Origin of the sequence: Magnetospirillum sp. XM-1 (assembly GCF_001511835.1) — a bacterium.
Lineage (GTDB): Bacteria > Pseudomonadota > Alphaproteobacteria > Rhodospirillales > Magnetospirillaceae > Phaeospirillum.
Window position 1 is genome coordinate 3,051,278 of the sequence record NZ_LN997848.1, and the last position, 22,290, is coordinate 3,073,567.

At 66.0% G+C, this 22,290-nt stretch carries 28 protein-coding genes; 17 read left to right on the plus strand and 11 right to left on the minus strand.

The window, feature by feature from the left end; genetic code table 11:
* Window positions 1–110: 110 nt before the first annotated feature.
* From XM1_RS14070 to XM1_RS14080, 3 genes are all read right to left on the minus strand, one after another.
* Window positions 111–542 (minus strand): bacteriohemerythrin, encoded by a 432-nt coding sequence (locus XM1_RS14070; RefSeq protein ID WP_068434459.1) that lies wholly within the window; start codon window positions 540–542, stop codon window positions 111–113.
* A 210-nt stretch (window positions 543–752) separates the two neighbouring features.
* Window positions 753–1,388 (minus strand): uracil-DNA glycosylase, encoded by a 636-nt coding sequence (locus tag XM1_RS14075; RefSeq protein ID WP_068434464.1) that lies wholly within the window; start codon window positions 1,386–1,388, stop codon window positions 753–755.
* Between the two features lie 97 nt (window positions 1,389–1,485).
* Window positions 1,486–2,052, minus strand: a complete 567-nt coding sequence (locus XM1_RS14080) for an NYN domain-containing protein (protein ID WP_068434465.1) — start codon at window positions 2,050–2,052, stop codon at window positions 1,486–1,488.
* A gap of 173 nt (window positions 2,053–2,225) precedes the next feature.
* Between XM1_RS14080 and rpoZ the strand changes: the two genes are divergently transcribed.
* The 3 genes from rpoZ (at window position 2,226) to XM1_RS14095 (ending at window position 5,773) form a co-directional block, all read left to right on the plus strand.
* Entirely contained in the window at window positions 2,226–2,606 is a 381-nt protein-coding gene (gene rpoZ / locus XM1_RS14085) for a DNA-directed RNA polymerase subunit omega (RefSeq protein ID WP_068434468.1), read from the plus strand.
* A gap of 128 nt (window positions 2,607–2,734) precedes the next feature.
* On the plus strand, window positions 2,735–4,903 hold the full coding sequence (locus tag XM1_RS14090) for a bifunctional (p)ppGpp synthetase/guanosine-3',5'-bis(diphosphate) 3'-pyrophosphohydrolase (RefSeq protein WP_068434471.1): 2,169 nt from the start codon (window positions 2,735–2,737) through the stop codon (window positions 4,901–4,903).
* Window positions 4,904–5,038: 135 nt separating this feature from the next.
* Complete coding sequence (locus XM1_RS14095) at window positions 5,039–5,773, plus strand: pyridoxine 5'-phosphate synthase (protein ID WP_068434473.1); 735 nt, start codon at window positions 5,039–5,041, stop codon at window positions 5,771–5,773.
* 17 nt (window positions 5,774–5,790) lie between these two features.
* On the opposite strand, the gene XM1_RS14100 is transcribed toward XM1_RS14095, so the two are convergent.
* Together XM1_RS14100 and XM1_RS14105 are read right to left on the minus strand one after the other, a co-directional pair.
* Complete coding sequence (locus XM1_RS14100; protein WP_068434476.1) at window positions 5,791–6,207, minus strand: bacteriohemerythrin; 417 nt, start codon at window positions 6,205–6,207, stop codon at window positions 5,791–5,793.
* Between the two features lie 10 nt (window positions 6,208–6,217).
* Window positions 6,218–6,640 (minus strand): nuclear transport factor 2 family protein, encoded by a 423-nt coding sequence (locus XM1_RS14105; RefSeq protein WP_068434479.1) that lies wholly within the window; start codon window positions 6,638–6,640, stop codon window positions 6,218–6,220.
* A gap of 82 nt (window positions 6,641–6,722) precedes the next feature.
* Here XM1_RS14105 and acpS point away from each other — a divergent pair, with 82 nt between their 5' ends.
* The 9 genes from acpS (at window position 6,723) to XM1_RS14150 (ending at window position 13,173) form a co-directional block, all read left to right on the plus strand.
* Window positions 6,723–7,118 carry a holo-ACP synthase gene (acpS, locus tag XM1_RS14110; RefSeq protein ID WP_068434482.1) on the plus strand — a complete coding sequence of 132 codons (396 nt, stop codon included), beginning with the start codon at window positions 6,723–6,725 and terminating at the stop codon, window positions 7,116–7,118.
* A gap of 93 nt (window positions 7,119–7,211) precedes the next feature.
* On the plus strand, window positions 7,212–7,955 hold the full coding sequence (gene lepB / locus XM1_RS14115; RefSeq protein WP_068434485.1) for a signal peptidase I: 744 nt from the start codon (window positions 7,212–7,214) through the stop codon (window positions 7,953–7,955).
* 3 nt (window positions 7,956–7,958) lie between these two features.
* Window positions 7,959–8,651: a ribonuclease III gene (gene rnc, locus XM1_RS14120; RefSeq protein ID WP_068434488.1), complete on the plus strand. Its 693-nt coding sequence runs from the start codon at window positions 7,959–7,961 to the stop codon at window positions 8,649–8,651.
* A complete protein-coding gene (gene era, locus XM1_RS14125; protein ID WP_068434491.1) occupies window positions 8,648–9,559 on the plus strand; it encodes a GTPase Era in 912 nt (303 codons plus the stop codon). Before rnc ends, era begins: the two co-directional genes overlap by 4 nt.
* Window positions 9,560–9,569: 10 nt before the next feature.
* Window positions 9,570–9,785 (plus strand): hypothetical protein, encoded by a 216-nt coding sequence (locus tag XM1_RS14130; RefSeq protein ID WP_068434494.1) that lies wholly within the window; start codon window positions 9,570–9,572, stop codon window positions 9,783–9,785.
* Window positions 9,772–10,482 (plus strand): DNA repair protein RecO, encoded by a 711-nt coding sequence (gene recO, locus XM1_RS14135; RefSeq protein WP_068434496.1) that lies wholly within the window; start codon window positions 9,772–9,774, stop codon window positions 10,480–10,482. Before XM1_RS14130 ends, recO begins: the two co-directional genes overlap by 14 nt.
* Window positions 10,483–10,630: 148 nt before the next feature.
* Complete coding sequence (locus tag XM1_RS14140) at window positions 10,631–12,286, plus strand: AMP-binding protein (RefSeq protein WP_068434500.1); 1,656 nt, start codon at window positions 10,631–10,633, stop codon at window positions 12,284–12,286.
* A 15-nt stretch (window positions 12,287–12,301) separates the two neighbouring features.
* Window positions 12,302–12,928: a LysE family translocator gene (locus tag XM1_RS14145; protein ID WP_068434503.1), complete on the plus strand. Its 627-nt coding sequence runs from the start codon at window positions 12,302–12,304 to the stop codon at window positions 12,926–12,928.
* Complete coding sequence (locus tag XM1_RS14150) at window positions 12,925–13,173, plus strand: GIY-YIG nuclease family protein (protein WP_068434506.1); 249 nt, start codon at window positions 12,925–12,927, stop codon at window positions 13,171–13,173. Before XM1_RS14145 ends, XM1_RS14150 begins: the two co-directional genes overlap by 4 nt.
* On the opposite strand, the gene XM1_RS14155 is transcribed toward XM1_RS14150, so the two are convergent.
* Window positions 13,142–14,311, minus strand: a complete 1,170-nt coding sequence (locus tag XM1_RS14155) for a YbfB/YjiJ family MFS transporter (RefSeq protein ID WP_068434508.1) — start codon at window positions 14,309–14,311, stop codon at window positions 13,142–13,144. The two genes, XM1_RS14150 and XM1_RS14155, sit on opposite strands and share 32 nt — an antisense overlap.
* Window positions 14,312–14,417: 106 nt before the next feature.
* Here XM1_RS14155 and XM1_RS14160 point away from each other — a divergent pair, with 106 nt between their 5' ends.
* A complete protein-coding gene (locus XM1_RS14160) occupies window positions 14,418–15,305 on the plus strand; it encodes a LysR family transcriptional regulator (protein WP_068434511.1) in 888 nt (295 codons plus the stop codon).
* Window positions 15,306–15,681: 376 nt separating this feature from the next.
* Window positions 15,682–17,085 carry a homospermidine synthase gene (locus XM1_RS14165; protein ID WP_068434514.1) on the plus strand — a complete coding sequence of 468 codons (1,404 nt, stop codon included), beginning with the start codon at window positions 15,682–15,684 and terminating at the stop codon, window positions 17,083–17,085.
* 2 nt (window positions 17,086–17,087) lie between these two features.
* Here the strand turns inward: XM1_RS14165 and XM1_RS14170 are convergent, their stop codons facing one another.
* The 4 genes from XM1_RS14170 to XM1_RS14185 form a co-directional block, all read right to left on the minus strand.
* Window positions 17,088–17,399, minus strand: a complete 312-nt coding sequence (locus tag XM1_RS14170; protein ID WP_068437844.1) for a hypothetical protein — start codon at window positions 17,397–17,399, stop codon at window positions 17,088–17,090.
* Window positions 17,400–17,480: 81 nt separating this feature from the next.
* Window positions 17,481–17,669: a hypothetical protein gene (locus XM1_RS14175; RefSeq protein ID WP_068434517.1), complete on the minus strand. Its 189-nt coding sequence runs from the start codon at window positions 17,667–17,669 to the stop codon at window positions 17,481–17,483.
* 23 nt (window positions 17,670–17,692) lie between these two features.
* Window positions 17,693–18,121, minus strand: a complete 429-nt coding sequence (locus XM1_RS14180) for a ribbon-helix-helix domain-containing protein (RefSeq protein ID WP_068434520.1) — start codon at window positions 18,119–18,121, stop codon at window positions 17,693–17,695.
* A 6-nt stretch (window positions 18,122–18,127) separates the two neighbouring features.
* Window positions 18,128–18,733, minus strand: coding sequence for a GNAT family N-acetyltransferase (locus XM1_RS14185; RefSeq protein ID WP_068434523.1), 606 nt, complete (start codon window positions 18,731–18,733; stop codon window positions 18,128–18,130).
* Window positions 18,734–18,837: 104 nt separating this feature from the next.
* Here XM1_RS14185 and XM1_RS14190 point away from each other — a divergent pair, with 104 nt between their 5' ends.
* The 3 genes from XM1_RS14190 (at window position 18,838) to XM1_RS14200 (ending at window position 21,430) form a co-directional block, all read left to right on the plus strand.
* The gene (locus XM1_RS14190) at window positions 18,838–19,770 is read left to right on the plus strand and encodes a LysR family transcriptional regulator (protein ID WP_068434526.1); all 933 of its coding nucleotides are present in this window, start codon (window positions 18,838–18,840) and stop codon (window positions 19,768–19,770) included.
* Between the two features lie 125 nt (window positions 19,771–19,895).
* Entirely contained in the window at window positions 19,896–20,363 is a 468-nt protein-coding gene (locus XM1_RS14195; RefSeq protein ID WP_068434527.1) for a helix-turn-helix domain-containing protein, read from the plus strand.
* A 164-nt stretch (window positions 20,364–20,527) separates the two neighbouring features.
* On the plus strand, window positions 20,528–21,430 hold the full coding sequence (locus XM1_RS14200; protein ID WP_068434530.1) for a helix-turn-helix transcriptional regulator: 903 nt from the start codon (window positions 20,528–20,530) through the stop codon (window positions 21,428–21,430).
* 115 nt (window positions 21,431–21,545) lie between these two features.
* Here XM1_RS14200 and XM1_RS14205 read toward each other — a convergent pair whose 3' ends face one another.
* A complete protein-coding gene (locus XM1_RS14205) occupies window positions 21,546–22,130 on the minus strand; it encodes a DUF2478 domain-containing protein (RefSeq protein ID WP_068434533.1) in 585 nt (194 codons plus the stop codon).
* Window positions 22,131–22,290: the final 160 nt, after the last annotated feature.

The window sequence follows — 22,290 nt, forward strand, 5'->3', positions numbered from 1 at the left end:
GGCCTTGAGCCGGGGGCCAGGGGGGAAAGCCTAAATGCCATCGTCTGCGACTCCTGGGTCCCGGATCAAGTCCGGGACGACGAGGCAAAGAGCTTTAACCTTCTGGAGCCTCAGGTCAGCTTCATGACGTAGGGACGGTAGGGACGGTCCTCGGCGATGATGTGGTCCACCAGCCAGCGCTGCAGGAACCGGGCCGCCTCCAAGGTGAGGTCGCGGGATGCGCCTTCGTCCGCTCCGGCGTCGGCTTCCAGGGTGGTGAAGCGCTCGTAAAGCCGCTGGGCGTCCACCAGCAGGCGGGCATGCGCGGACCTGTGCCCCGCCAGGCCGGGATAACCGGCATGGTCCAGCAGGGTTTCCTCCGCCTGGAAATGGATGCGGGTGCGGGCGATCAGTTCACCCATGATCCGGGTCAGCCGGGAAAACGGCGCGTGTTCCTTGGCGGCGGCCAGGAAGTCGTTGGTCAGGCGCAGGAGCTGGTGGTGCTCGGCATCCATGGCCGGCACGCCCAGCTTCAGCTCGTTGGTCCACTCGATGACGGTCATGCCGCATGCTCCCGCCGCATATACAGCCGGAAGTATAGCACTCCCAATTCAATGGAGTATTAATGCCAAACCGCGACGAGCCCAGCTCATCGCGGTTTGGTTAGGCGCGAGGCGCCGCACGCCTTATGGCGCGGGAGCCAAGCCGCCACCGGCGGCGCCCGCCGATTGAGGGCGATCCCGGTGATCGGCTGCGATCATCGGGATACGATATTAACCCAGCGCCGCCAGCAGGGTTTCCAGCGCCTGGTGGAACATGGCCTCGGTCAGGCGACCGGTATTGGTGTTGTAGCGCGAGCAGTGGTAGCTGTCGCCCAGCACCAGCCCGCCGGGCAGGGCGTGGAGGCGGGCATGGCCGAAGGGATGGGCGGCCTGGCGCAAGGACAGGGTGGACAGCACCTGCTGGTGCGATTCCCGGCCCAGGCAGAAGATGCCCTTGAGGTTGGGCATGGCCTTGATCTCGGCGGCCAAGAAGGGGCGGCAGGCGGCGAACTCGGCGGGCAGGGGCTTGTTGGCGGGCGGCACGCAGCGCGCCGCGTTGGTGATGCGGCAATCCACCAGTTCCAGCCCGTCATCGGCCGATTGCCGGTATTCGCCCCGCGCCAGCCCGTACTTGATCAAGGTGGCGTAGAGCAGGTCGCCGGCGTAATCGCCGGTGAACGGGCGGCCCGTGCGGTTGGCGCCCTTGAGGCCGGGGGCGAGGCCCACCACCAGCAGGCGGGCGTCCAGGTCGCCGAAGGACGGCACCGGATCGTGATGCCAGCCGGGGTACTGGGCGCGGTTGGCGTGGCGGAACTCGGCCAGACGCGGGCACAGGCCGCAATCGGCCGCAGGCGGGGAGAAGGTCATGTCATACCCTTGTGCGAGGATGCGGGCGGGACGCCCGCGCTCCGGGGTGGCGCGCCTCTTCTTGGAGCGCGGGCGTCCCGCCCGCATGAGACGATGATCAATCCGCCGGATAGGCGCGGTCGTCGCGGTGCGATTGCTGGGCGCGGGCGATCTGGCTTTCCAGGTCCTGCAACTCGATGAAGACGTCGGCCTGGCGGCGCAGTTCGTCGGCCACCATGGGCGGCTGCGAGCGGATGGTGCTGACCACCGAGACGCGCACGCCCTTTCTTTGGACCGCTTCCACCAGCCGGCGGAAATCGCCGTCGCCGGAGAACAGCACCACATGGTCCAGGTACTGGCACATCTCCATCACGTCGATGGCCAGCTCGATGTCCATGTTGCCCTTGATCTTGCGCCGGCCCATGGCGTCGGTGAATTCCTTGGTCGGCTTGGTGACCATGGTGTAGCCGTTGTAGTCCAGCCAATCCACCAGCGGGCGGATGGGGGAGTATTCCTGATCCTCCATCAGGGCGGTGTAATAGAAGGCGCGGATCAGCCGCCCCTTGCCGGCGAACAGGTTCAGCAGCTTCTTGTAGTCGATGTCGAAGCCCAGCGCGCGGGCCGCCGAATAAAGGTTGGAACCGTCGATGAACAGGCCGAGTCGCTCGGCGGAATAAAACTGCATGGTGAACTCGCTTGGTCGAAATGGCTTGGCCCGCCAAAGCGGGGAAGAATGACCTCAACGTAGGGGGCCGCGGGGCCTGCCGCAAGGGGGCGAAGGGATGGGGGCTTGCTTTCGGGGCCCAAGCGACGATATAAGCTGTCTCTTTCCGAGATTGCCTAAAGCAAGGATCTTCGATGGCGCGCGTTACGGTTGAAGACTGTGTACTGAAGGTTCCGAACCGCTTCGAGCTGGTGCTGATGGCCGGCCAGCGGGCCCGGGACATTTCCGCCGGTGCCAAGCTGACGGTGGAGCGCGACAACGACAAGAACCCGGTTGTGGCGCTGCGCGAGATCGCCGACGAGACTGTCGGGCTGGACGGCCTGCAGAACGCCCTGATCCTGGGCCTCCAGAAGCACGTCGAAGTGGACGAGCCGGAAGAGGACGAGATGGAGGGCTTCATCCCCGACCGCGACATGGCCTTCGAGACCGTCGCCAACGAGGACGAGATGATCGAGGACGGCATGTCCATCAACGACACCGGCGCCGATTTCGACGTGGATTCCGGCGACGAGTAAGTCTTTCCCAAAAGGCCGCCCGTTCCCATCTTTGGTGGGGGCGGGCGGCTTTTTTATTCTTTTTCCTCTTTGCCGCCGGCCTTTGGTCGGTACACACTTGGGCAGAAAGGTTGAGGTGACCTAAGGCGATGATGCGTCAGTTCGAGTTGGTGGAGCGCGTCAAATCCTACGATCCCGGCGCGGACGAGGACGCCATCAACCGCGCCTACGTCTTCGCCATGAAGATGCACGGCTCGCAGCTTCGGGCCTCGGGCGATCCCTATTTCTCCCACCCTATCGAGGTGGCGGGCATCCTGACCAAGTACCGGCTGGATTCCTCGTCGATCATCACCGCGCTGCTGCACGACACCATCGAGGACACGCCGGCCACGCTCGACGACATCGAGAAGCTGTTCGGCCGCGAGATCGGCCGTCTGGTGGACGGCGTCACCAAGCTGAACCGCATCGAACTGCAGTCGGACCACGCCAAGCAGGCCGAGAACCTGCGCAAGCTGGTGCTGGCCATGAGTGAGGACATCCGCGTCCTGCTGGTGAAATTGGCCGACCGCATGCACAACATGCGCACCCTTCACTACATCAAGAATCCCGACAAGCGCCGCCGCATCGCCATGGAGACCATGGAGATCTACGCGCCGCTGGCCGAACGCATCGGCATGCAGGGCATCAAGATGGAACTGGAGGACCTGGCCTTCGCCGAGTTGCATCCGGATGCGCGGGGCTCCATCGTGGCGCGCCTGTCCTTCCTGCGCGAGCAGGGCGGCGACCTGATCGGCCGCATCCTGGACGAGCTTCGCGCCATCCTGGACGAGGCGGGGATCAAGGCCGTGGTCTCGGGCCGCGAGAAGACGCCCTATTCCATCTGGCAGAAGATGCAGAGGAAGAATGTCGGCTTCGAGCAACTGTCCGACATCATGGCCTTCCGCGTCGCCGTGGGAAACATCGAGGACTGCTACCGGGCGCTGGGTGTGATCCACTCCAAGTATCCGATGGTTCCCAACCGCTTCAAGGACTACATCTCGACGCCCAAGCCCAACGGCTACCGCTCGCTGCATACCGGCGTGTTCGGGCCCGAGCGTCACCGCATCGAGGTGCAGATCCGCACCAGCGAGATGCACGAGGTGGCCGAATTGGGCGTCGCTGCCCATTGGAAGTACAAGGGCGGCGGCGGCGACGGCGGCAATATGACCGACGGCCGCCAGTACCGCTGGCTGCGCGAACTGCTCGACATCCTGGAGCACGCCTCCAACCCCGAGGAATTCCTGGAGCACACCAAGCTGGAGATGTTCTCCGACCAGGTGTTCTGCTTCACGCCCAAGGGCGACCTGATCAATCTGCCCCGGGGCGCCTGCCCGGTGGACTTCGCCTATGCCGTCCACTCCCAGGTGGGCGACACCTGCGTCGGCGCCAAGGTCAACGGCCGGATCATGCCGCTCAGGACCCAGCTGAACAACGGCGATCAGGTCGACATCATCACGTCCAAGGCCCAGACGCCGAACCCCACCTGGGAACGCTTCGTCGTCACCGGCAAGGCCAGGGCGCGGATCCGCCGCTTCATCCGCACCCAGCAGCGCGCCCAGTACACCGAGCTGGGCCGCGCCATCCTGGTGCGCAGCTTCCGCCAGGAAGGCTACGAATTCACGGAAAAAGCCCTGGACGGCGTGCTGCGCATCTTCAAGGCGCCGTCGTCCGAGGATCTGCTGGCCCTGGTGGGCGAAGGCACGCTGACCGCCCGCGAGGTGGTCTCCACCGTCTTCCCCGAGCTGAAGGCCCAGGCCAACCGCAACGACAACGTGGTGGCGCTGAAGGCGCGCGGCGGCGACAAGCCGACCACCAACAAGAAGGACAAGGCCGGCGCGGTGCCCATCAAGGGGCTGATCCCCGGCATGGCCATGCATTTCGCCGGCTGCTGCCACCCGCTGCCCGGCGATCGCATCGTCGGCATCGTCAGCACCGGCAAGGGCGTCACCATCCACACCATCGACTGCGAGAACCTGGAGCAGTTCGCCGACCAGCCCGAGCGCTGGCTGGACCTCGCCTGGGACGAGGCCGACAGCAATGCCCATGTGGGCCGCATCGACCTGGTGGTGACCAACGAGCCCGGCGCTTTCGGGGCCATTTCCACGGTGATCGCCAAGAACATGGGCAACATCACCAATCTCAAGATCACCAACCGCACCACCGACTTCTTCGAGATGATCATCGATATCGAGGTGAGGGACGTGAAGCACCTGACCAACGTCATCGCCGCGCTTCGCGCCACGCCCGCCATCAACTCGGTGGACCGGGCGCGTAACTGAAGTCATTCATGGGCTGCCGCCCATACCTGCTTGGGGCCAAGGGCCCCAAACCCCATTCATGAAATAAAATGGGGTCCGGGGCATCGGCCCCGGATGGGTTCGGGCGATAGCCCAATTCAATGGAGTTATGAGGATATGACCGGCCGCCTGCGCCTCGGCGTCAACATCGACCACGTCGCCACCATCCGGAACGCCCGCGGCGGGCGTCATCCCGATCCGGTCCGGGCCGCCCACATGGCGGCGGCGGCCGGTGCCGACGGCATCACGGCCCATCTGCGCGAGGACCGGCGCCACATCTCCGACCGCGACATGGAGCGTCTGGCCAACGAGATCACGCTGCCGCTCAATTTCGAGATGGCGGCCACCGAGGAGATGGTGGCCATCGCGCTGCGGCACCGTCCGCACGCCGCCTGCATCGTGCCCGAGCGGCGCGAGGAGCGCACCACCGAGGGCGGCCTCGACGTGGTGGGACAGTTCGAGTCCTTGAAGCCGCTGGTCGGCCGCCTGGTGGACGCCGGTATCCGCGTCTCCATGTTCATCGAGGCGAATCCGGCGCAGCTGGACGCCTCCAAGGCCCTGGGCGCGCCGGTGATCGAGCTGCATACCGGCGCCTATTGCGACGCCGAGGGGGCCGAGCGCGACCGCGAATTCGCCCGCATCAAGGCGGCGGCCGCCCATGCCGCTTCCATCGGCCTGGAATGCCATGCCGGCCACGGCCTCAGCTACGACACGGTCAAGCCGGTGGCGGCCATTGCCTCCATCATGGAGCTGAATATCGGCCACTTCCTGGTGGGGGAGGCCATCTTCGTCGGCCTCGACGCCTCCATCCGCCACATGCGCCGCCTGATGGACGAGGCGAGGGGGGCTTAAGGCCCCCCTTTCGTTTCTCAGCCCGTCGCCTTGTACGGCGAGGCGGACGGCAGAAGGTGGGCCAGCTTGCGGTCCTCGCTTCCGGTGTGGCTGACGAACCACTGCATCAGGAAGGCGACCATCTCGCTGGTGCGGATCTGATCCACCGAGACGGAATCGATGTAATCGTGGAGCTGCTTCAGCAGGTCGCGGTGAAGCGCCTTGTGGGCGGCGGTCTCCGGCCACTCGATCTCCTCCATCAGCCCTTCCTCGCTGAAGAAGTGGAAATCGGCGTATTTGTAGAGCTCGGCGCAGGTCCTGAGCAGCCGCTTGGCCGTCGCCCCGGATTCCGCCTGCCGGGCGAACTGCTCGATGAGATCGAGGAAGATGCGGTGCTCGAAGTCGATCCTCGGGTGACCGATCTCGTATTTGCGCTGCCAGTTGATGTCGACCATTTCGTCCTCTCTAAGGCTGCGGCATGCTGTGCCACCAGATGCGCGCCTCGCGGCACAGGCCGCCGGCGAAGCTGGCCTGCAGCATGCCGTCCAGCACCATGCGGGGCAGCGGATCGCCGGGCTTGCGGTTGGGCAGGCCGGTTCCCGTGGACTTGGCCCAGATCTGGAACAGTTCCTCGGAAGCCACCTGATAGGTGACGTGCCAATGGGCGATGCCGCCGCCGTCCTGGCTGGCCAGGATCTGGTAGGCGACATGGACGTCTTCCTGGAGCTGCACCCGCTTCCAGTACTCGGCCAGTTCGGCGGTGCCGGTCTGAACCTGGAACGGGGTGTTGTGGTAGCGCCCGTCGGCGTGGAAAAGCGCGGCGAACCTGGCCGGGTCGCGGCCTTCCCAGGCCGTCTTGTATCCTTGCATGAAGCCGTTGATGTCCATGTCCGTTTTCCCTGCGGTGATTTGTGTTGTTGCGGGCAGGGTAGCCGGATTCTAGGATCGCCGCCACGGGAGTGAAGCGCCAATGATCATCGGCCTGGGCAACGACCTGGTGGACATCCGCCGCATCGAAGACAGCCTCGAGCGGTTCGGCGAGCGCTTCGTCGCCAAGGTCTTCACTGAAGAAGAAAAGGCCACCGCCGAACGGCGGGTGGGGGCGGCGCGTTCCGGGGCCTACGCCAAGCGTTTCGCCGCCAAGGAGGCGCTGGTCAAGGCGCTGGGAAAGCAAGGCGTCGGCTGGCGCGACATCGAGGTGAGAAACGACGGCGAGGGGCGTCCCTGCCTTCGCTTGAGCGGTGGCGCCGCGGCGCTTCTGGCCCGGCGGATTCCCGAAGGGATGCAGGCCCGGCTGCACCTTACGCTCACCGACGAATATCCCCTGGCCCAGGCCGTGGTGATCATCGAAGCCGTGCCGGCTTGACAGCCGGGCCATTGGCTGGCTTGATCTCGGCGGCGCCCTCGGCCTTGTCGAAGGCGGGTGCCATGAATTTCAATGGGATAAGCGGCTCAATTCATGTCTAAAGGCAAGTCGGGCGGAATGGGCGAGACGATCCGCACCATCGTCTACGCCATGCTGATCGCCGGAGGTGTTCGCACCCTGGCCTTCGAGCCCTTCAACATTCCATCGGGATCCATGATCCCCAGCCTGCTGATCGGCGACTACCTGTTCGTCTCCAAATACGCCTACGGCTATTCCCGCTATTCCATGCCGTTCGGCATCGGGCCGGGCGGCGGCCGGATCATGGACCGGGCGCCCGAGCGCGGCGACGTGATCGTCTTCAAGAAGCCGCCCGAGAACAAGATCGACTACATCAAGCGGGTGGTGGGCCTGCCCGGCGACCGCATCCAGGTGAAGGGTGGTATCCTCTTCATCAACGGCACCGCCGTGGAGAGGAAGCGGATCGAGGATTTCGTCGAGCGGGACAAGGACGGCAACATCCTGCGCGCGCCGCAATACGTCGAGACGCTTCCCAACGGGCGCAAGCACAAGATCATCGAATTCCTGGGCGACAACGGCCCCGCCGACAACACCATGGAATACGTGGTGCCGCCCGGCCATTACTTCATGATGGGCGACAACCGCGACAATTCGGCGGATTCCCGCTTCCTGTCCGAGGTGGGCTACGTTCCGGCCGAGAATTTCGTCGGCCGGGCGGAAATCCTGTTCTTCTCGGGCGACGGCAGCGCGGCGTTGTGGGAAGTCTGGCGTTGGCCCTGGGCCATCCGCTATTCCCGCCTGCTGCAGGGGATCGAGTAGGCGATGGCCGGCTCCGCCGCCGCCGCCGACCTTCATGCGGTGCTGGGCCACGCCTTCACGCGGCCCGAATTGCTTTCCCAGGCGCTGACCCATCCCAGCATGCAGCAGGGGCGGCGCACCAAGACCTCGGACCCGTACGAGCGCCTGGAATTCCTGGGCGACCGCGTCCTGGGCCTGGTGGTGGCCGAGATGCTGTTCGACCGCTTTCCCAACGAGGCCGAGGGCGCCCTGGCGCGCCGTCATGCCGCCCTGGTGCGGCGCGAAGCGGTGGCGCGCATCGCCAACCAGATCAATCTGGGCCGCCATCTGGTGCTGGCCAGGGGCGAGGACGAGGCCGGCGGGCGGACCAATCCCGGCATCCTGGCCGACGCCTGCGAGGCGGTGATCGGGGCGCTCTATGCCGATGCCGGCTTCGCGGTGGCCGCGTCCTTCGTGCGCAATCGCTGGGAGCCCCTGATGGAGGAAGCCCTGGCGCCGCCCAAGGATGCCAAGACCGGGCTGCAGGAATGGGCCCAGGGGCGGGGATTGCCGCTGCCGCTTTACAAGATTTTGGGTCAGGAAGGTCCGCCGCATGAGCCGATTTTCCTGATGGAGGTCAGTGTCGAGGGTGTAGGCTCGGCCGTGGGCCGCGGTGCCTCGAAACGGGTGGCGGAGCAGGCGGCAGCCGGCCTGCTGCTGCAACAGGTGATGAAATGAACGAAGTTCCTGAAACCGATCAGCGCTGCGGCTTCGTGGCGGTGGTGGGCGCTCCCAATGCCGGCAAGTCCACCCTGGTCAACGCCCTGGTGGGCACCAAGGTGTCCATCGTCTCGCCCAAGGTGCAGACCACCCGCTTCCGGGTGATGGGCATCGCCATGGTCGACGACGCCCAGGTGGTGCTGGTGGACACCCCCGGCATCTTCAGCCCGAAGAAGCGCCTGGAGCGCGCCATGGTGGCCGCCGCCTGGAACGGCGCCGCCGATGCCGACCACGTCTGCCTGCTGGTGGACGCCTCACGCGGCTATGACGACGAGACCAGGGCCATCGTCGAGAAGCTGAAGGAGGCCAACCGCCAGGCCATCCTGGTGCTGAACAAGGTGGATCTGGTCAAGCGCGAGAAGCTGCTGGGCCTCACCGCCCAGCTGGATGCCGAGGGCATCTTCACCAACGTCTTCATGATCAGCGCCTTGAAGGGCGACGGCATCGGCGACCTGCTGGCCCATCTGGGCAAGATGGTGGCGCCGGGGCCGTGGATGTTCCCCGAGGATCAGGTCTCCGACCTGCCGCAGCGCCTGCTGGCCGCCGAGATCACCCGCGAGAAGGCCTTCCTGGCCCTCTACCAGGAACTGCCGTACTCCCTCTATGTCGAGACGGAGAAGTGGGAGGAGAAGGAGGACGGCTCGGCCCGCATCGATCAGGTGATCTATGTGGAGCGCGAAAGCCAGAAGCCCATCGTGCTGGGCAAGGGCGGCCGCCAGATCAAGGCCATCGGCGCTTCCGCCCGCCAGGAACTGGAAGAGCTGCTGGAGCGCCGCGTCCACCTGTTCATCCACATCAAGGTGCGCGAGGACTGGTCGGAAAAGCGCGGCCATTACTCCGAGCTTGGCCTGGACTTCGATTCGTGAGGACTGAACCATGAGCCTCCGCGCCATCGCCATTGCCCTGATGTGGGTGGGGGTCGTGGCGCTGCTGGGGCTGATGGTTCACCGCTTCACCCGGGGCGCCTGGAGCCTCGAGGACGACGACATCCCCGTCATCTCGACCGGCCAGAAGCTGCTGGCCGCCCTGGCGCTCGGCCTCACCGCCGCCGGGGTGGCGCTGTTCGTGTGGAGCTGGAATGGAATGGGATGACGATTCCATCGTCCTGGCGGTGCGCCGCCATGGCGAGACGGGCGCCGTCGCCTCCCTGCTGACCCGCGCCCACGGCCGCCATGCCGGGCTGGTCCATGGCGGACAGGGCAAGGCCAACCGCCCCATCCTCCAGCCCGGCAACGCGGTGCGGGCCAAATGGAATGCCCGCCTGCCCGAGCAATTGGGCAATTTCAAACTTGAATTGCTGCACGCTTATGCCGCCGCCTTCCTTGACGACGCGGCCCGTCTCGCCGCCCTCGGCTCGGCCTGCGCCCTGGTGGAGGCGGCCTTGCCCGAGCGCCAGCCCCATCCCGCCTGCCACGCCGCCCTGGCGGCGCTGCTGCATGCCCTGGAAGCCGAATCCTGGCCCAGCGTCTATGTCCATTTCGAGCTGGCGCTGCTGCGCGACCTGGGCTTCGGCCTCGACCTCACCGCCTGCGCCGCCACGGGCCAGACCGACGATCTGGCCTGGGTCAGCCCTAAGACCGGGCGCGCCGTGTCGCGGGCGGCGGGCGAGCCCTATCGCGACAAGCTGTTCGCTCTGCCCGCCTTTCTGATCGACGGCGGGGAAGGGGATTCCACCGCCATCCGCCAAGGGCTGGAGATGACCGGCTTCTTCCTGCAGCGCCACGTCCTGGCGCCGCGCCACGCCGAATTGCCGGCGGCGCGAGGGAGGATGATCAGCAAGCTGGAATAGATGCGGGCAGGATGCCCGCGCTCCAAGGGGCTGTCGGAGCGCGGCCGTCCCGGCCGCATCGTCATGCGGATGTCGCATCCCCCTTGACCTTGCTGTGATGAATGAATAATCATTCATCTGAATGAGTGTTCAGTCAGCGGAGGATCGAATGAGCTTGTCCAATGGTGCTCCCGGGGGCGTGCCCAGTGCCCATGTGGACCGCTTTGCCCGCGAGTTGCTGCCGCCCCCTGACCTGTGGCCGGTGTTCGACTACTCTGCGGCGCATCTGTCGCATTATCCCGATCGCATCAACGCGGCGGCCGCGCTGATCGACACCGCCGTAGCCGCCGGGTTCGGCCCTAAGCCGGTGTTCCATTACGCCGAGGGCACGTGGAGCTACGCCCACCTCAAGGACCGGGCCGAGCGCATCGCCCGCGTGTTGACCGAGGATTTCGGGCTGGTGCCGGGCAATAGGGTGCTGCTGCGTTCGGCCAACACGCCCATGCTGGTGGCCTGCTGGCTGGCGGTGCTGAAGGCGGGGGGCATCTGCGTCACCACCATGCCGCTGCTGCGCGCCAAGGAGCTGAGTTTCATCGTCGAAAAGGCCCGCATCAACATCGCGCTGTGTGAGCTGGATTTGGCCGAGGAGATGGAGCTGACGAGGGCCAAGGTGCCTGAGCTTCGCCACGTCTCCTATTTCACGCCGCTGGGGGAGGGGAAGGTTTCCGACGCCGATCTCGACCGCCGGGCGGGGGCAAAGCCCGCCGGTTTCGCCAACGTGGACACGGCGGCCGACGACGTGGCGCTGATCACCTTCACCTCGGGAACCACCGGCAATCCCAAGGGCGCCATGCACTTCCACCGCGACATCCTGGCGTCGTGCGATTGCTGGCCGCGCCGTCACTCCGTGGACGCGGACGAGATCGTCATCGGCTCGCCCTCCATCGCCTTCACCTACGGCAAGGCGGCGTTCATGATGTACCCGCTGCGCTATCGCGCCACCGCCGTGCTGGTGCCCAAGCCCTTGCCCGAGCTGATCCTCGAAGGCATCCAGCGCCATCGCGCCACCAGTCTCTACGCCGTGCCCACCGCCTTCCACGCCATGCTGGGGATGGTGGACAAGTACGACATCTCGTCGCTGAGAAAGGCCTCCTCGGCGGGCGAGCACCTGCGCCAGAAGCTGTACGACGACTGGCTGGACCGCACCGGGGTCAAGCTGGTCAACGGCATTGGCATGACCGAGATGCTGACCCATTTCATCTGTCAGTCGGCGGATGTGGCCAAGCCGGGCGCCACCGGCTTTCCCGCCGACGGCTACAGCGCCTGCATCCTGGACGACGACTTCAATCCGCTGCCGGCGGGCTCCAAGGGCCGCCTGGCGGTGCGCGGCCCCACCGGCTGCCGCTATCTCGACGACCAGGCGCGCCAGGCGGCCTTCGTGCGGAACGGCTGGAACGTCACCGGCGACATCATGGAGCAGGACGAGGACGGCTGGTTCTGGTACGTGGACCGCTCGGACGACATGATCGTGTCGTCGGGTTACAACATCTCGGCCCAGGAGGTGGAGCGCGCCATTCTCGAACATCCCAAGGTGTCGGAATGCGCCGTGGTCGGTGTGCCCGACGAGACGCGCGGCACCATCGTCAGGGCCTGCATCGTGCTGGACAACCCCTCCCAGGCCAGCGAGATGCTGGCCGAGGAGATCCAGAACTTCGTCAAGGCCTCCATCGCGCCCTACAAGTATCCCCGCGACGTCAAGTTCGTGGAGTTCCTGCCCAAGACCCAGACCGGCAAGATCCAACGCTTCCGCCTTAGGGATTTGTAGGGCAGTCTTGGCGCCATGATCGATTCCATCCAGATACTGGGCTTCCTGGCGGCGGCCATGCTGGTCACGCTGTCGCCGGGGCCCGACAATCTGATGATCCTGTCGCTCGGCCTGTCGCGGGGCCGGCGCTCCGGCATGGCCTTCGGCCTGGGCTGCGCGCTGGGCTGTCTCAGCCACACCGCCCTGGCGGCGTTGGGCATCAGCGCCGCCATCGCCGCCTCGCCCATGCTGTTCACCGGACTGAAGCTGGCGGGCGGGGCCTATCTGGTGTGGCTGGGCATCGGGGCGCTGCGCTCCTCTGGCGCCATGCGCATCGACGGCAAGGTGGGGGGCGACGAATCCCTGGGCCTGCTGTTTCGGCGCGGTCTGCTGGCCAACGCCATCAATCCCAAGGTGATCCTGTTTTTCCTGGCCTTCCTGCCCCAGTTCGTCGATGCCGACAAGGGGGGCGCGGGATGGCAGACGGCGCAGCTGGGCGTGCTGTTCACATTCCAGGCCTGCGTGCTGTTCGGCCTGATCGGCTGGTTCGCCGGCTCGCTGGGCGGCTGGCTGGGCCGCCACGGCAGCGCCGGGCTGTGGCTCGACCGGCTGGCCGGCGGCGTGTTCGTGGCCCTGGGGGCCAAGCTGATCCTCGACCGATGAAGGACTGGTTCGTCTACGTCCTGCTGAACGGGGCCGATATCGCCTATACCGGCATCGCGCTGGACGTGGACGACCGTCTGGCCCGCCACAACGCCGGCGAGGGGGCCAAGTTCACCCGGGGGCGCGGCCCCTGGCGGCTGATCCATGTGGAAGGTCCGCTGCCCCATGGCGACGCGCTCCGGCGCGAGGCGGAGATCAAGCGCGACCAGGCCTTCAAGCGGGCACTGAAATCCGCCGGGGCCTGACCGCCAGTTCGAGCCCCAGGGCCAGGACCAGGGCGGCTCCTCCCAGGGCGAACAGCATTCCATAAGCGCCGCCGCTGGTGGTGAAGACCCAGGCCAGGCCGTAGGCGCCCGCCGCCTGCCCCAGGGCGAAGGCGGCGGTGGTGCGGCTCCAGGCGGCGCGTTGCGCGCCGAAATCTCCGGGCAGCAATTCCCGCACCCGGCCGAGGACGACCGGCACCACGCCGGGGGTGAAGCCGCCCATGATGAAGCCGGAAACGCCCAGCCAGCCGATTTCGCGGGTCGTCGCGGTCGCCGCGACCACCAGGGCCTGGGTGACCAGCGCCGCCCGCAGCACCACGCCGAAGCCGAAACGGTCGCCGAGGCGGCCCAGGACCACCGGCCCCACCGAGGCCCCCAGTCCGAACAGCAGCCAGATGGCCGCGCCGCGCTCGATTCCCTGGCCCAGGCCGCGCGCCACCAGATCCACCAGGAACACCATGTGCGGCACCAGCCCGAAGGCGTTCAGCGCGTAGACGCCCATCAGGGCGCGCAGGCGGGGATCGCGGGGCAGGGGAACCTGATTGCCGGCGGGCGGCACGGAATCCTCGGGCCAGCCGCGCCACGCCGCCAGGGTAAAGACCAGACACAGCAGGCCAAGCACGATCCAGGTGGCGGCCATGCCCTGGGCCAGCAGGGGCGGCAGCAGGATCGACGAGGCGACGGCGCCCAGGCCGACGCCGGCGAAGATCAGCCCGCCGGCCAGTCCGCGCCGCGATTCCGGCACATGGGGCAGCGCCAGGGTGGCGGCCAGCACCATGATCACGCCGCCAGCCAGCCCTGAGGCGAAGCGCCAGACGAAGAACCAGGCGAAGGGCAAGGGCTGGGCGCACAGCAGGAAGGAGAGCGCGATGACGGCCATCATGGCCTTGAGAGCCCCGGCGGGGCCCAGGCGGCGGCCCAGCGCGCGGGCCGAAAGCGCCCCGGCCAGATAGCCGGCCAGATTGGCGGCCCCCAGATAGGCGGCGGCCGAGGCGGAAAACCAGCCCTCCGCCACCAAAGCGGGGATCAGCGGCGAATAGGCGAAGCGGGCCAGGCCGATTCCCACCAGATTGGCGAGCAGGGCCGAGACGGTGGATCGCCAGGGACCGGGACGGGGCATGGTGCGCTCCTTTGAAACCGAGACAACCCTATGCCTCCGCCGTATTCATTGGAAACGATTTGATGTGATACGATCCATCTTTCATCAAGATGGCTTTGGGGGCGTCATGGATGCCGGCGATCTTCGGGTATTCGAGGCAGTGGCCCGTCTGGGCGGCATGAGCCGGGCGGCGGCCGAACTGAACACCGTGCAGTCCAACGTCACCGCCCGCATCCGCTTGCTGGAGGAGGAGCTGGGCGCGGAATTGTTCGAGCGCCATTCGCGCGGCGTGATCCCGACCGCCGCCGGGCGCCGCCTGATGCCCTATGCGCTTCAGGTGATCAGCCTGCTGAAAGACGCCCGCCGGGCGGTGGGCGACATGGGCGAGCCGTCGGGCGACCTGGTGATCGGTTCGCTGGAAACCACCCTTTCCATGCATCTGGCGCCCTTGCTCACCACCTTCGTCGAGCGCTGGCCCGGGGTGGACCTGTCCATCCGCGGCGGCACCACCCGCGAAACCGTCGAGCAGGTGCTGGAACGCCGGCTGGAGGGCGCCTTCGTCGCCGGTCCGGTCAACCATCCCGATCTGGTGGAGGAAACGGTGTTCCGCGAGGAACTGGTGGTGCTGACCGCGCCGTCCATCGGGCGTCTGGACTGGTCGGCGGGGCTGGCCGGCTTGCGCATCGTGGTTCTGCGCTCGGGCTGTTCCTACCGCCAGCGGCTCGAGGACATCCTGGCCCGGCGCGGCGTGGTGGGCTTGCGGCTGCTGGAATTCGGCACGCTGGAGGCCATTTTCGGCTGCGTCGCCGCCGGCATGGGGATCACCTTGCTGCCCCGGCGCATGGTGGAGCGGGTGTGGCGCGGTCGGAAGGTGGGCGTCCATACCCTACCGCCCGACGAGGCCATGGTGGACACGGTGTTCGTCCGGCGCCGGGATTCCTTCGTATCCAGCGCCCAGTCGGCTTTTCTCGACCATGTCCGCCATGGGCTGGCCCAGGCGCAGGCCGCCGAGTAGGGATTATCCGTTACCTCCTTGATCCAACGGGTATTGCATCGCGGTAACAGGGGGGGTATATAGCCCCACAGTGACGCACACGTACGTGCCTATGGCCCTCGTCGGTTATGCAACGACGGACGCGTCCTTTTTGGAAGAGCCGCCGGGTTCTTTGGCGGCGCCCGAAAGGGAGGTGGACATGTTCGTGACCCACAAGATGGGCGTTACCCTGGAAATTCCTCACAGTATGTGACGGCGGCCGTGGCCCGTTGAGGTCGCTTGCCGCCGTTGCTTTCGAACGCGGACTCCTTAGCGGAGCCCGTGGGCAGGAGCGTTGTTGATGTAATCAGGTCCCGGGGGCGAAGCCGGGCCAAGCCGAGGTAAGGGGAGTACCGCTATGCGCACCATTGTCTTCAGGGGCCGTTTGGTCATCATCGGCTGCGGCAGCATCGGCCAGGGCATTCTGCCCCTCATCCTGCGCCATATCGAGATCGAACCGGCCCAAATCACCATCATCACCGCTTGCGAACGCGGCCGCGAGGTCGCCGCCGAATACGGCATCCAATTCATCAACAAGCCGCTGACCAAGGATGATTTCCGCGACCGTCTGACTCCCATGCTGCGCAAGGGCGACTTCCTGCTGAATCTTTCGGTGGATGTGTCGTCGACCGCGCTGGTCGAGCTGTGCCGCGATCTCGGCGTGCTTTATCAGGACACCTGCATCGAACCCTGGGCCGGCGGCTATACCGATCCCAGCCTGTCGCCCAGCTTGCGCACCAATTACGCGCTGCGCGAGGAGATGCTGCGCCTTCGGGTCAAGGGCCCGGCGCCCACGGCGCTGGTCACCCACGGCGCCAATCCCGGTCTGGTCTCCCACTTCGTCAAGCAGGCGCTGCTCGACATCGCCGCCGATACCGGCCTGGGGAGCGACGTTCCCAAGGACCGGCAGGGCTGGGGCGAACTGGCGTCACGCCTGGGCGTCAAGGTCATCCACATCGCCGAGCGCGATACCCAGCAGGGCACCGTCCCCAAGGGACCGGACGAATTCGTCAACACCTGGTCCATCGACGGTTTCGTCGGCGAGGGATGCCAGCCGGCCGAACTGGGCTGGGGCACCCACGAGAAGGAGATGCCCGCCGATGGCCGCCGGCACGAATTCGGCGGCGACGCGGCCATCTACCTGCTGAAGCCGGGCGCCAGCCAGAAGGTGCGGACCTGGACGCCGGTGGAAGGGGCCTTCCATGGTTTCCTCATCACCCACAACGAATCCATCTCCATCGCCGATTACTTCACGGTGAGGGATGGGGAGCGGATCGCCTATCGCCCCACCGTGCATTACGCCTATCACCCTTGCGACGCCGCCGTGCTGTCGCTGCACGAACTGGCGGGCAAGAACTGGGCGATGCCGTCCAAGCAGCGTCTGATGGTCAAGGAACTGGTCAGCGGCATCGACGAACTGGGCGTGCTGATCGCCGGCCACGCCAAGGGCGCCTATTGGTACGGCTCGCAGCTGTCCATCGCCGAGGCCCGCGAACTGGCGCCGCACAACAGCGCCACCAGCCTGCAGGTCACCGCCACGGTGCTGGCCGGCATGGTCTGGGCGCTGGAAAACCCCATGCGGGGCATCGTCGAACCCGACGAGATCGATTTCCAGCGCATCCTGGAAATCGCCCGGCCTTATCTCGGCCCGGTGGTCGGGGTCTACACCGACTGGACGCCGCTGGACGGCCGCGGCGCATTGTTCGCCGAGGATCTGGACACTTCCGATCCCTGGCAGTTCAAGAACGTCCGGGTGATCTGACCTTAGCGGCAGACGAAGAAGTTGTTGGTCTGGATCTCTGCCGGGCAGGGCTGTTGCGGCTCGCCGTCGTTGCGGCGTTCCTCGTTGTCCGCTGCGCAGCGTTGCGCGGGGGAAATGTCGCCGGAGGTGCCGATATTCATGCGGGCATAGCCTTTGGGGCAGGTCCGCGCGGCGGCGGCGTGGCAGGATTCCAGCTTCAGGGTGCTGCCGCAATTGACGTGATGGTAAGTGGAGCCGTCGGGGCGGCGGAAGGTTGTGACCTCGGCGCAGGCGCCCAGGAACAGCAGCAACGACACAACCGCGACGAGTCTCATGCTTTTCATCCTCTGGTTCCCGGCTTGCCACCGGGAGCCAGAGGATAGCCGTCCGCAATCTTCGATGCAAACGGCGGCGAATCACATTTTCAGGCGGCTGGCGTGGCGGGCTTCCTCGCTGGCTTCGATGCCGACCGAGGCGATGGATTCCGCCAGTCCGCCAAAGCCCATCAGGCGTGCTTCCTGGGCGAGATCTTCCAGCAGCCGGGCAATGTGGAGGGCGGCGGCGGCGGTGGGCTGGTCCGAGGGACCTTTGCCGGTGATGATCATGGGACGGGTCTCCCTTTGTCGGATCAGGCCGGAACCGGCTGGTTGGGCTGGCTGGCCATATTGCTGTTCAGCACGAAGACGCGGATCGCCGAGGTCAGGCTGCTGGCTTCGAACCTGCGCCGCGCGGCCTCGCACAGATCGTCGATGGTGCAGTGCGCCTCGCCGGCCATCACTTCCAGGGCCTGCCAGAACTCGTTCTCCAGCTTGACGCTGGTGCGCTTGCCCTTGATCCGGACGTTGCGGCAGATCAGCGTCACCGGCCGCTTGCGCGGGATTTCTTCCCGCGCATAGGCTTCCGGGTCGGCCAGGCGCTCGTCCAGGGTGTTGATGGCGACCTCGAGGATCGCCATCAGCGGGCCGTCGTCACGGTCGAACGCCTTGTCGGCCAGACGCTTCAACTCGATGCGCAGGTTGAGGTCGGCGATCATGCCCTGACGGTCTTGCCAATTCATGGCGGGCTACTCCGCGGCCGAAAGGTGGACGGGAGCCTTGAGCTTGCTGAAATCCCAGTTGCCTTCCTGCTGGACGATCAGGGATTCGAACTCCGGGTCGCCGAACGGGCCGGCCTGAATGCTGCCCAGGTCGGGGCGGCGCGGAATGTCGTGGACGATGGGAACCAGGGTGCCGCGGTACATGGTGATGGCCTCGCCCGACTGACGGCCGCCGAAGCGCTTCCAGAAATTCACCGTCTCCAGCCGGGCGCGCCCGGCGGCGATGCGGTATCCCTTCTGGCGGGCCAGATCCAGGGCGGCCCGGGCCAGCGAGGCCAGGACCTGATAGGAACGGTAGCGCTTGCGGATGCCGACCCGCTCGAGAAGGGCGAAATCGGCGAACCAGCGCACCCGGATGACCCCGGCCGGATCTCCATCCACGAAGGCGATCAGGTGGGTGGCCACGTAATCGTTGCCGTTGAACTCGTCGAAATAGGTGATGTTGTCCTCTTCAGCGAGGAAAACCGCAGCGCGAATGGCCATGGCCATGGCGAATTCGTCCGGAGTGCGGGCGATCTTCACGGTAACAGACGCGCTGGGGACCTTGCTACCGTTGCGGATCTCTGTCGTCATCGGTGCGCCTCCATGCAAGAAACTCGTTGGGGGCTATCTTGCAGGGATGCGCGGTGTTACGGTATGCCGTGAAATGTGAATACCGAGGGGTGTCGCAAGAGGGCATGGGTCAGTTTCGCCTGCACGACTGGAACGACGTCCGGCTGATCATCGCCTGCGCCGAGCATAAGAGCTTCGCCGCGGCCGCCGCGGCCATGGGCGTGGATCAGACCACGGTCAGCCGCCGGATCGGCAACATGGAGGCCGCCATAGGGCGGCCGCTGTTCACCCGGCGCAAGTCGGGGGCGGCACCGACGCCGGCGGGCGAGGCCCTGCTGGAGCGGGCGCGGGCCATGGCGGCGCTGGCCGACGACTTCGAAGGCGCCATGCAGGGCCTGACCAGCTTTCAAAGCCCCAAGGTGACGGTGGCAGCCAGCGAGGGATTGCTGACCTACACCCTGATTCCCGCCCTGATGGGCCAGGACAAGCATGAGCTGCCGCTCGACCGCAGCCTGGTGAGAAACGAACTGCCCAAGCTGGCGTTCACCACCGCGCCGGCCAAGGCCGACATCTCCGTCATGGCGACCTCGCCGGGAGATCTGCCCAAGGTCGGCGGCTCCGTCCATGTGCGGCGGGTCGGAACCATGAATTTCGTCCCCGTGGCCAGTCGGGGTTTCCTGCACGAATTGCGGGGAGTCTCCAGCTTCGATGATCTGGCGCAGCTGCCGCTGCTCGACATCGGAATCTACCGCGCCATTCGCGGCCTGGACGCCTGGAACGGCCTGGTGGCCAGCAAGCAGGGGGAGGGGGTCAGCGTGGCCGCCAATACGCCCAAGGTCCAGCGCCCCTTGCTGGGAGGCGAAGGCATCTCGCTTCTTCCGGACTATTCGACGCTCTACGAGCATCAGTTGGAAGCCGTCGACGTCAAAACCCCGTCTCTGGCGGTGTCGCTGTGGCTGGTCTCGCACGAAGATACCCTGCGCGAGCCGTCGGTTCGCGATCTGTACGACCTGCTGGCCGGCATGTTCACCACATCGGCGTGGTACCGGGAAAAGTGAATCCGGATTTGCTGCAATGCGGTAAATGCATACCCAGGTATTCAGCTGCATACTAAAAACGGTTGCGTTTGCCCCCGTGTCGGTTAGAATGCAACCATGTTTCTCACTCAATTAGGGGTATTGTTTTGGCGAAGCGAAATGTATCGACCAGGGGGCGGCTGGAGAGCGGAGCTCCCAATCCGGTGGACGTTCACGTCGGTGGCCGCATGCGTCTGCGCCGCACGCTGTTGGGCATGAGCCAGGAAAAGCTGGGCGAGGCCATCGGCCTGACCTTCCAGCAGGTTCAGAAGTACGAGCGCGGCGCCAACCGTATCGGCGCTTCGCGCCTTTTCGACCTGTCGCGCGTTCTCGACGTGCCGGTGTCCTACTTCTTCGACGACATGGCCGATCAGGTCCAGGCGCAGAGCCCCGTGAACATCATCAAGGGTTCGGTCGGGCTGTCGGAAGAGCCTGCCACCTTCGAGGCCGACCCCATGACCAAGCGCGAGACGCTGGAACTGGTCCGCGCCTACTACAACATCACCGATCCTCAGGTCCGCAAGCGGGTCTACGAATTGGCCAAGGCTCTGGCTGCCGTTGCCGGCACCGAATAGAGTCCGTCGGTACGAGTGAGAAATGCGGCCGGGGCATGCCCCGGCCGTATTCGTTTGGGAGCGTCGGCGAGGAACCGGCCGAGTGGGTTCTTGTCAATTGCCGCCGCCCGAGCCATTCTCGACGGATCGCGCCGTTCCCTTCCCGCAGTGCAAGCCTCCGCCCCATGGATGAAGTCCAAGATTTTCCCGAGATGATGGACACCCATCAGGTGGCCCGCTACCTGCGCATCAAGGAGCGCAAGGTCTACGAGCTGCTGAAGGAGCGGCGGATTCCCTGTACCAGGGTGACCGGCAAGTGGCTGTTTCCCAAGGGTGAGATCGACGCCTGGCTGAAGCGCAACAGCGCCTCGCCGTCGGACGCTCCCCGCCAGGGACCGGCGCCCATGGTGGTGGCCGGCAGCCACGATCCCTTGCTGGAATGGTGCCTGCGGGAAATGGGCGGGGGACTGGCCGTCCTGCCGGGATCGTCCATGGATGGCTTGCGCCAGCTGGCCGCCGGCGAGGCGGCGGTGGCCGGCATCCATCTCCTTGATCCGGAGAGCGGCGCCTACAATCTGCCCCAGGTTCAGGACGTGCTGGCCGAGCGCAACGTGGTGCTGATCGAATGGGCCTGGCGCCAGCAAGGACTGGTGGTGGCGTCGGGCAATCCGCTGGGCATCGCCTCGCTGGCCGATCTGGCGACGGCCAAGGCCCGCGTGGTGCTGCGCCAGGAGGGGGCGGGCAGCAGGCTGTTGCTGGATCGCCTGCTGGCCGAGGCCGGAATCGCTCCGGACGCCCTGGTTACCGCCAAGGTTCCGGTGCGCAGCGAGACCGATGTCGGCCTGGCCATTCTGGAAGGCGCCGCCGATGCCGGCTTGGCCGTCGCCTCGGTGGCCAAGAGCCTGAAACTGGACTTCGTGCCGTTGCACCGCGAGCGTTTCGACCTGGCGGTGGATCGCCGCGCCTATTTCGAGCCGCCCATCCAGACGTTGCTGGCCTTCACCCGCACCGTGGAATTCGCCCGTCGGGCGGAAACCCTGGGGGGCTACGATATTTCGGGAATCGGCGCCATTCGCTGGAACGGCTAGTGTGGTGATTCTGAAATTCGCAGCATTCTGCGAGTTTCAGAATCACCACACAATTCAATTGGCTAGTGGCCTGCTTATCCCCGAAAATCATGATATGAATTTCGGGGGCAGGACACTAGGCGTCGGCCGTCTGGGCGGAGCGCAGCATCCGTGACGAGCGCGGCACGCCGCGTGGCCGGACCGTGTCCCACCAGCGCATCAGCGCGCCGCAGCCCGGACTCAGTTCCTCGGCCAAGCCGCCGGTCAGTTCCCGCCAGTGCGCCAGCAGCGGCGATTCCACCGAGGTCAGCAGTGGGATGCCGCAGCTGACGGCGGCCAGCATCTCGTCGATCATGCCCCGGCCCTGGGATTCCAGCTTGCCGAACTTGTTGACGATCAGCAGGTCGGTTTCGCCCGCCATGGCCCGGCGAAGGACCGAAGTGGCCTCGGCCACCGCCTGGGTGTCGACCCGGCAGCAGGTGGAGCCGGTACCCAAATCCTGGCTGATGCGGAATTCCTCGCCGTTCTCCAGGTCCACCAGGGTCATGGTGCAGGCGCACGACGCCGGCGACGGGGAATTGCGCTGGATCAGTCCACGGACGTGATACCCCTGGCCCTGGAGGATGCGGGCGAATCCTTCCATGGAATCCGGAGATCCGGCCTCCGGCGATCGGACGATCACGCCGACTTTCGGCGGAATTTCGATAGGGTCTTCGGCCATGAGGATTCCCGGACTCCCGATCTTTTCCCTTATCAGATGTATCATATTGTAAGGGATCGCGACACCAGCCTTGCTGGATAGGCCGAAAATAAGAATATTCAGTCGTTATGCAGCCTTCGGCCTTGTGATTGCCTGGGCGTCATTGAACAATGATGCGGGA

What these genes read in the sequence shown, in the direction of transcription:
- XM1_RS14070 (WP_068434459.1), bottom strand. Translation starts at nt 542, where the DNA reads ATGACCGTCATCGAGTGGACCAACGAGCTGAAGCTGGGCGTGCCGGCC.
- XM1_RS14075 (WP_068434464.1), bottom strand. Translation starts at nt 1,388, where the DNA reads ATGACCTTCTCCCCGCCTGCGGCCGATTGCGGCCTGTGCCCGCGTCTG.
- XM1_RS14080 (WP_068434465.1), bottom strand. Translation starts at nt 2,052, where the DNA reads ATGCAGTTTTATTCCGCCGAGCGACTCGGCCTGTTCATCGACGGTTCC.
- rpoZ (WP_068434468.1), top strand. Translation starts at nt 2,226, where the DNA reads ATGGCGCGCGTTACGGTTGAAGACTGTGTACTGAAGGTTCCGAACCGC.
- XM1_RS14090 (WP_068434471.1), top strand. Translation starts at nt 2,735, where the DNA reads ATGATGCGTCAGTTCGAGTTGGTGGAGCGCGTCAAATCCTACGATCCC.
- XM1_RS14095 (WP_068434473.1), top strand. Translation starts at nt 5,039, where the DNA reads ATGACCGGCCGCCTGCGCCTCGGCGTCAACATCGACCACGTCGCCACC.
- XM1_RS14100 (WP_068434476.1), bottom strand. Translation starts at nt 6,207, where the DNA reads ATGGTCGACATCAACTGGCAGCGCAAATACGAGATCGGTCACCCGAGG.
- XM1_RS14105 (WP_068434479.1), bottom strand. Translation starts at nt 6,640, where the DNA reads ATGGACATCAACGGCTTCATGCAAGGATACAAGACGGCCTGGGAAGGC.
- acpS (WP_068434482.1), top strand. Translation starts at nt 6,723, where the DNA reads ATGATCATCGGCCTGGGCAACGACCTGGTGGACATCCGCCGCATCGAA.
- lepB (WP_068434485.1), top strand. Translation starts at nt 7,212, where the DNA reads ATGTCTAAAGGCAAGTCGGGCGGAATGGGCGAGACGATCCGCACCATC.
- rnc (WP_068434488.1), top strand. Translation starts at nt 7,959, where the DNA reads ATGGCCGGCTCCGCCGCCGCCGCCGACCTTCATGCGGTGCTGGGCCAC.
- era (WP_068434491.1), top strand. Translation starts at nt 8,648, where the DNA reads ATGAACGAAGTTCCTGAAACCGATCAGCGCTGCGGCTTCGTGGCGGTG.
- XM1_RS14130 (WP_068434494.1), top strand. Translation starts at nt 9,570, where the DNA reads ATGAGCCTCCGCGCCATCGCCATTGCCCTGATGTGGGTGGGGGTCGTG.
- recO (WP_068434496.1), top strand. Translation starts at nt 9,772, where the DNA reads ATGGAATGGGATGACGATTCCATCGTCCTGGCGGTGCGCCGCCATGGC.
- XM1_RS14140 (WP_068434500.1), top strand. Translation starts at nt 10,631, where the DNA reads ATGAGCTTGTCCAATGGTGCTCCCGGGGGCGTGCCCAGTGCCCATGTG.
- XM1_RS14145 (WP_068434503.1), top strand. Translation starts at nt 12,302, where the DNA reads ATGATCGATTCCATCCAGATACTGGGCTTCCTGGCGGCGGCCATGCTG.
- XM1_RS14150 (WP_068434506.1), top strand. Translation starts at nt 12,925, where the DNA reads ATGAAGGACTGGTTCGTCTACGTCCTGCTGAACGGGGCCGATATCGCC.
- XM1_RS14155 (WP_068434508.1), bottom strand. Translation starts at nt 14,311, where the DNA reads ATGCCCCGTCCCGGTCCCTGGCGATCCACCGTCTCGGCCCTGCTCGCC.
- XM1_RS14160 (WP_068434511.1), top strand. Translation starts at nt 14,418, where the DNA reads ATGGATGCCGGCGATCTTCGGGTATTCGAGGCAGTGGCCCGTCTGGGC.
- XM1_RS14165 (WP_068434514.1), top strand. Translation starts at nt 15,682, where the DNA reads ATGCGCACCATTGTCTTCAGGGGCCGTTTGGTCATCATCGGCTGCGGC.
- XM1_RS14170 (WP_068437844.1), bottom strand. Translation starts at nt 17,399, where the DNA reads ATGAGACTCGTCGCGGTTGTGTCGTTGCTGCTGTTCCTGGGCGCCTGC.
- XM1_RS14175 (WP_068434517.1), bottom strand. Translation starts at nt 17,669, where the DNA reads ATGATCATCACCGGCAAAGGTCCCTCGGACCAGCCCACCGCCGCCGCC.
- XM1_RS14180 (WP_068434520.1), bottom strand. Translation starts at nt 18,121, where the DNA reads ATGAATTGGCAAGACCGTCAGGGCATGATCGCCGACCTCAACCTGCGC.
- XM1_RS14185 (WP_068434523.1), bottom strand. Translation starts at nt 18,733, where the DNA reads ATGACGACAGAGATCCGCAACGGTAGCAAGGTCCCCAGCGCGTCTGTT.
- XM1_RS14190 (WP_068434526.1), top strand. Translation starts at nt 18,838, where the DNA reads ATGGGTCAGTTTCGCCTGCACGACTGGAACGACGTCCGGCTGATCATC.
- XM1_RS14200 (WP_068434530.1), top strand. Translation starts at nt 20,528, where the DNA reads ATGGATGAAGTCCAAGATTTTCCCGAGATGATGGACACCCATCAGGTG.
- XM1_RS14205 (WP_068434533.1), bottom strand. Translation starts at nt 22,130, where the DNA reads ATGGCCGAAGACCCTATCGAAATTCCGCCGAAAGTCGGCGTGATCGTC.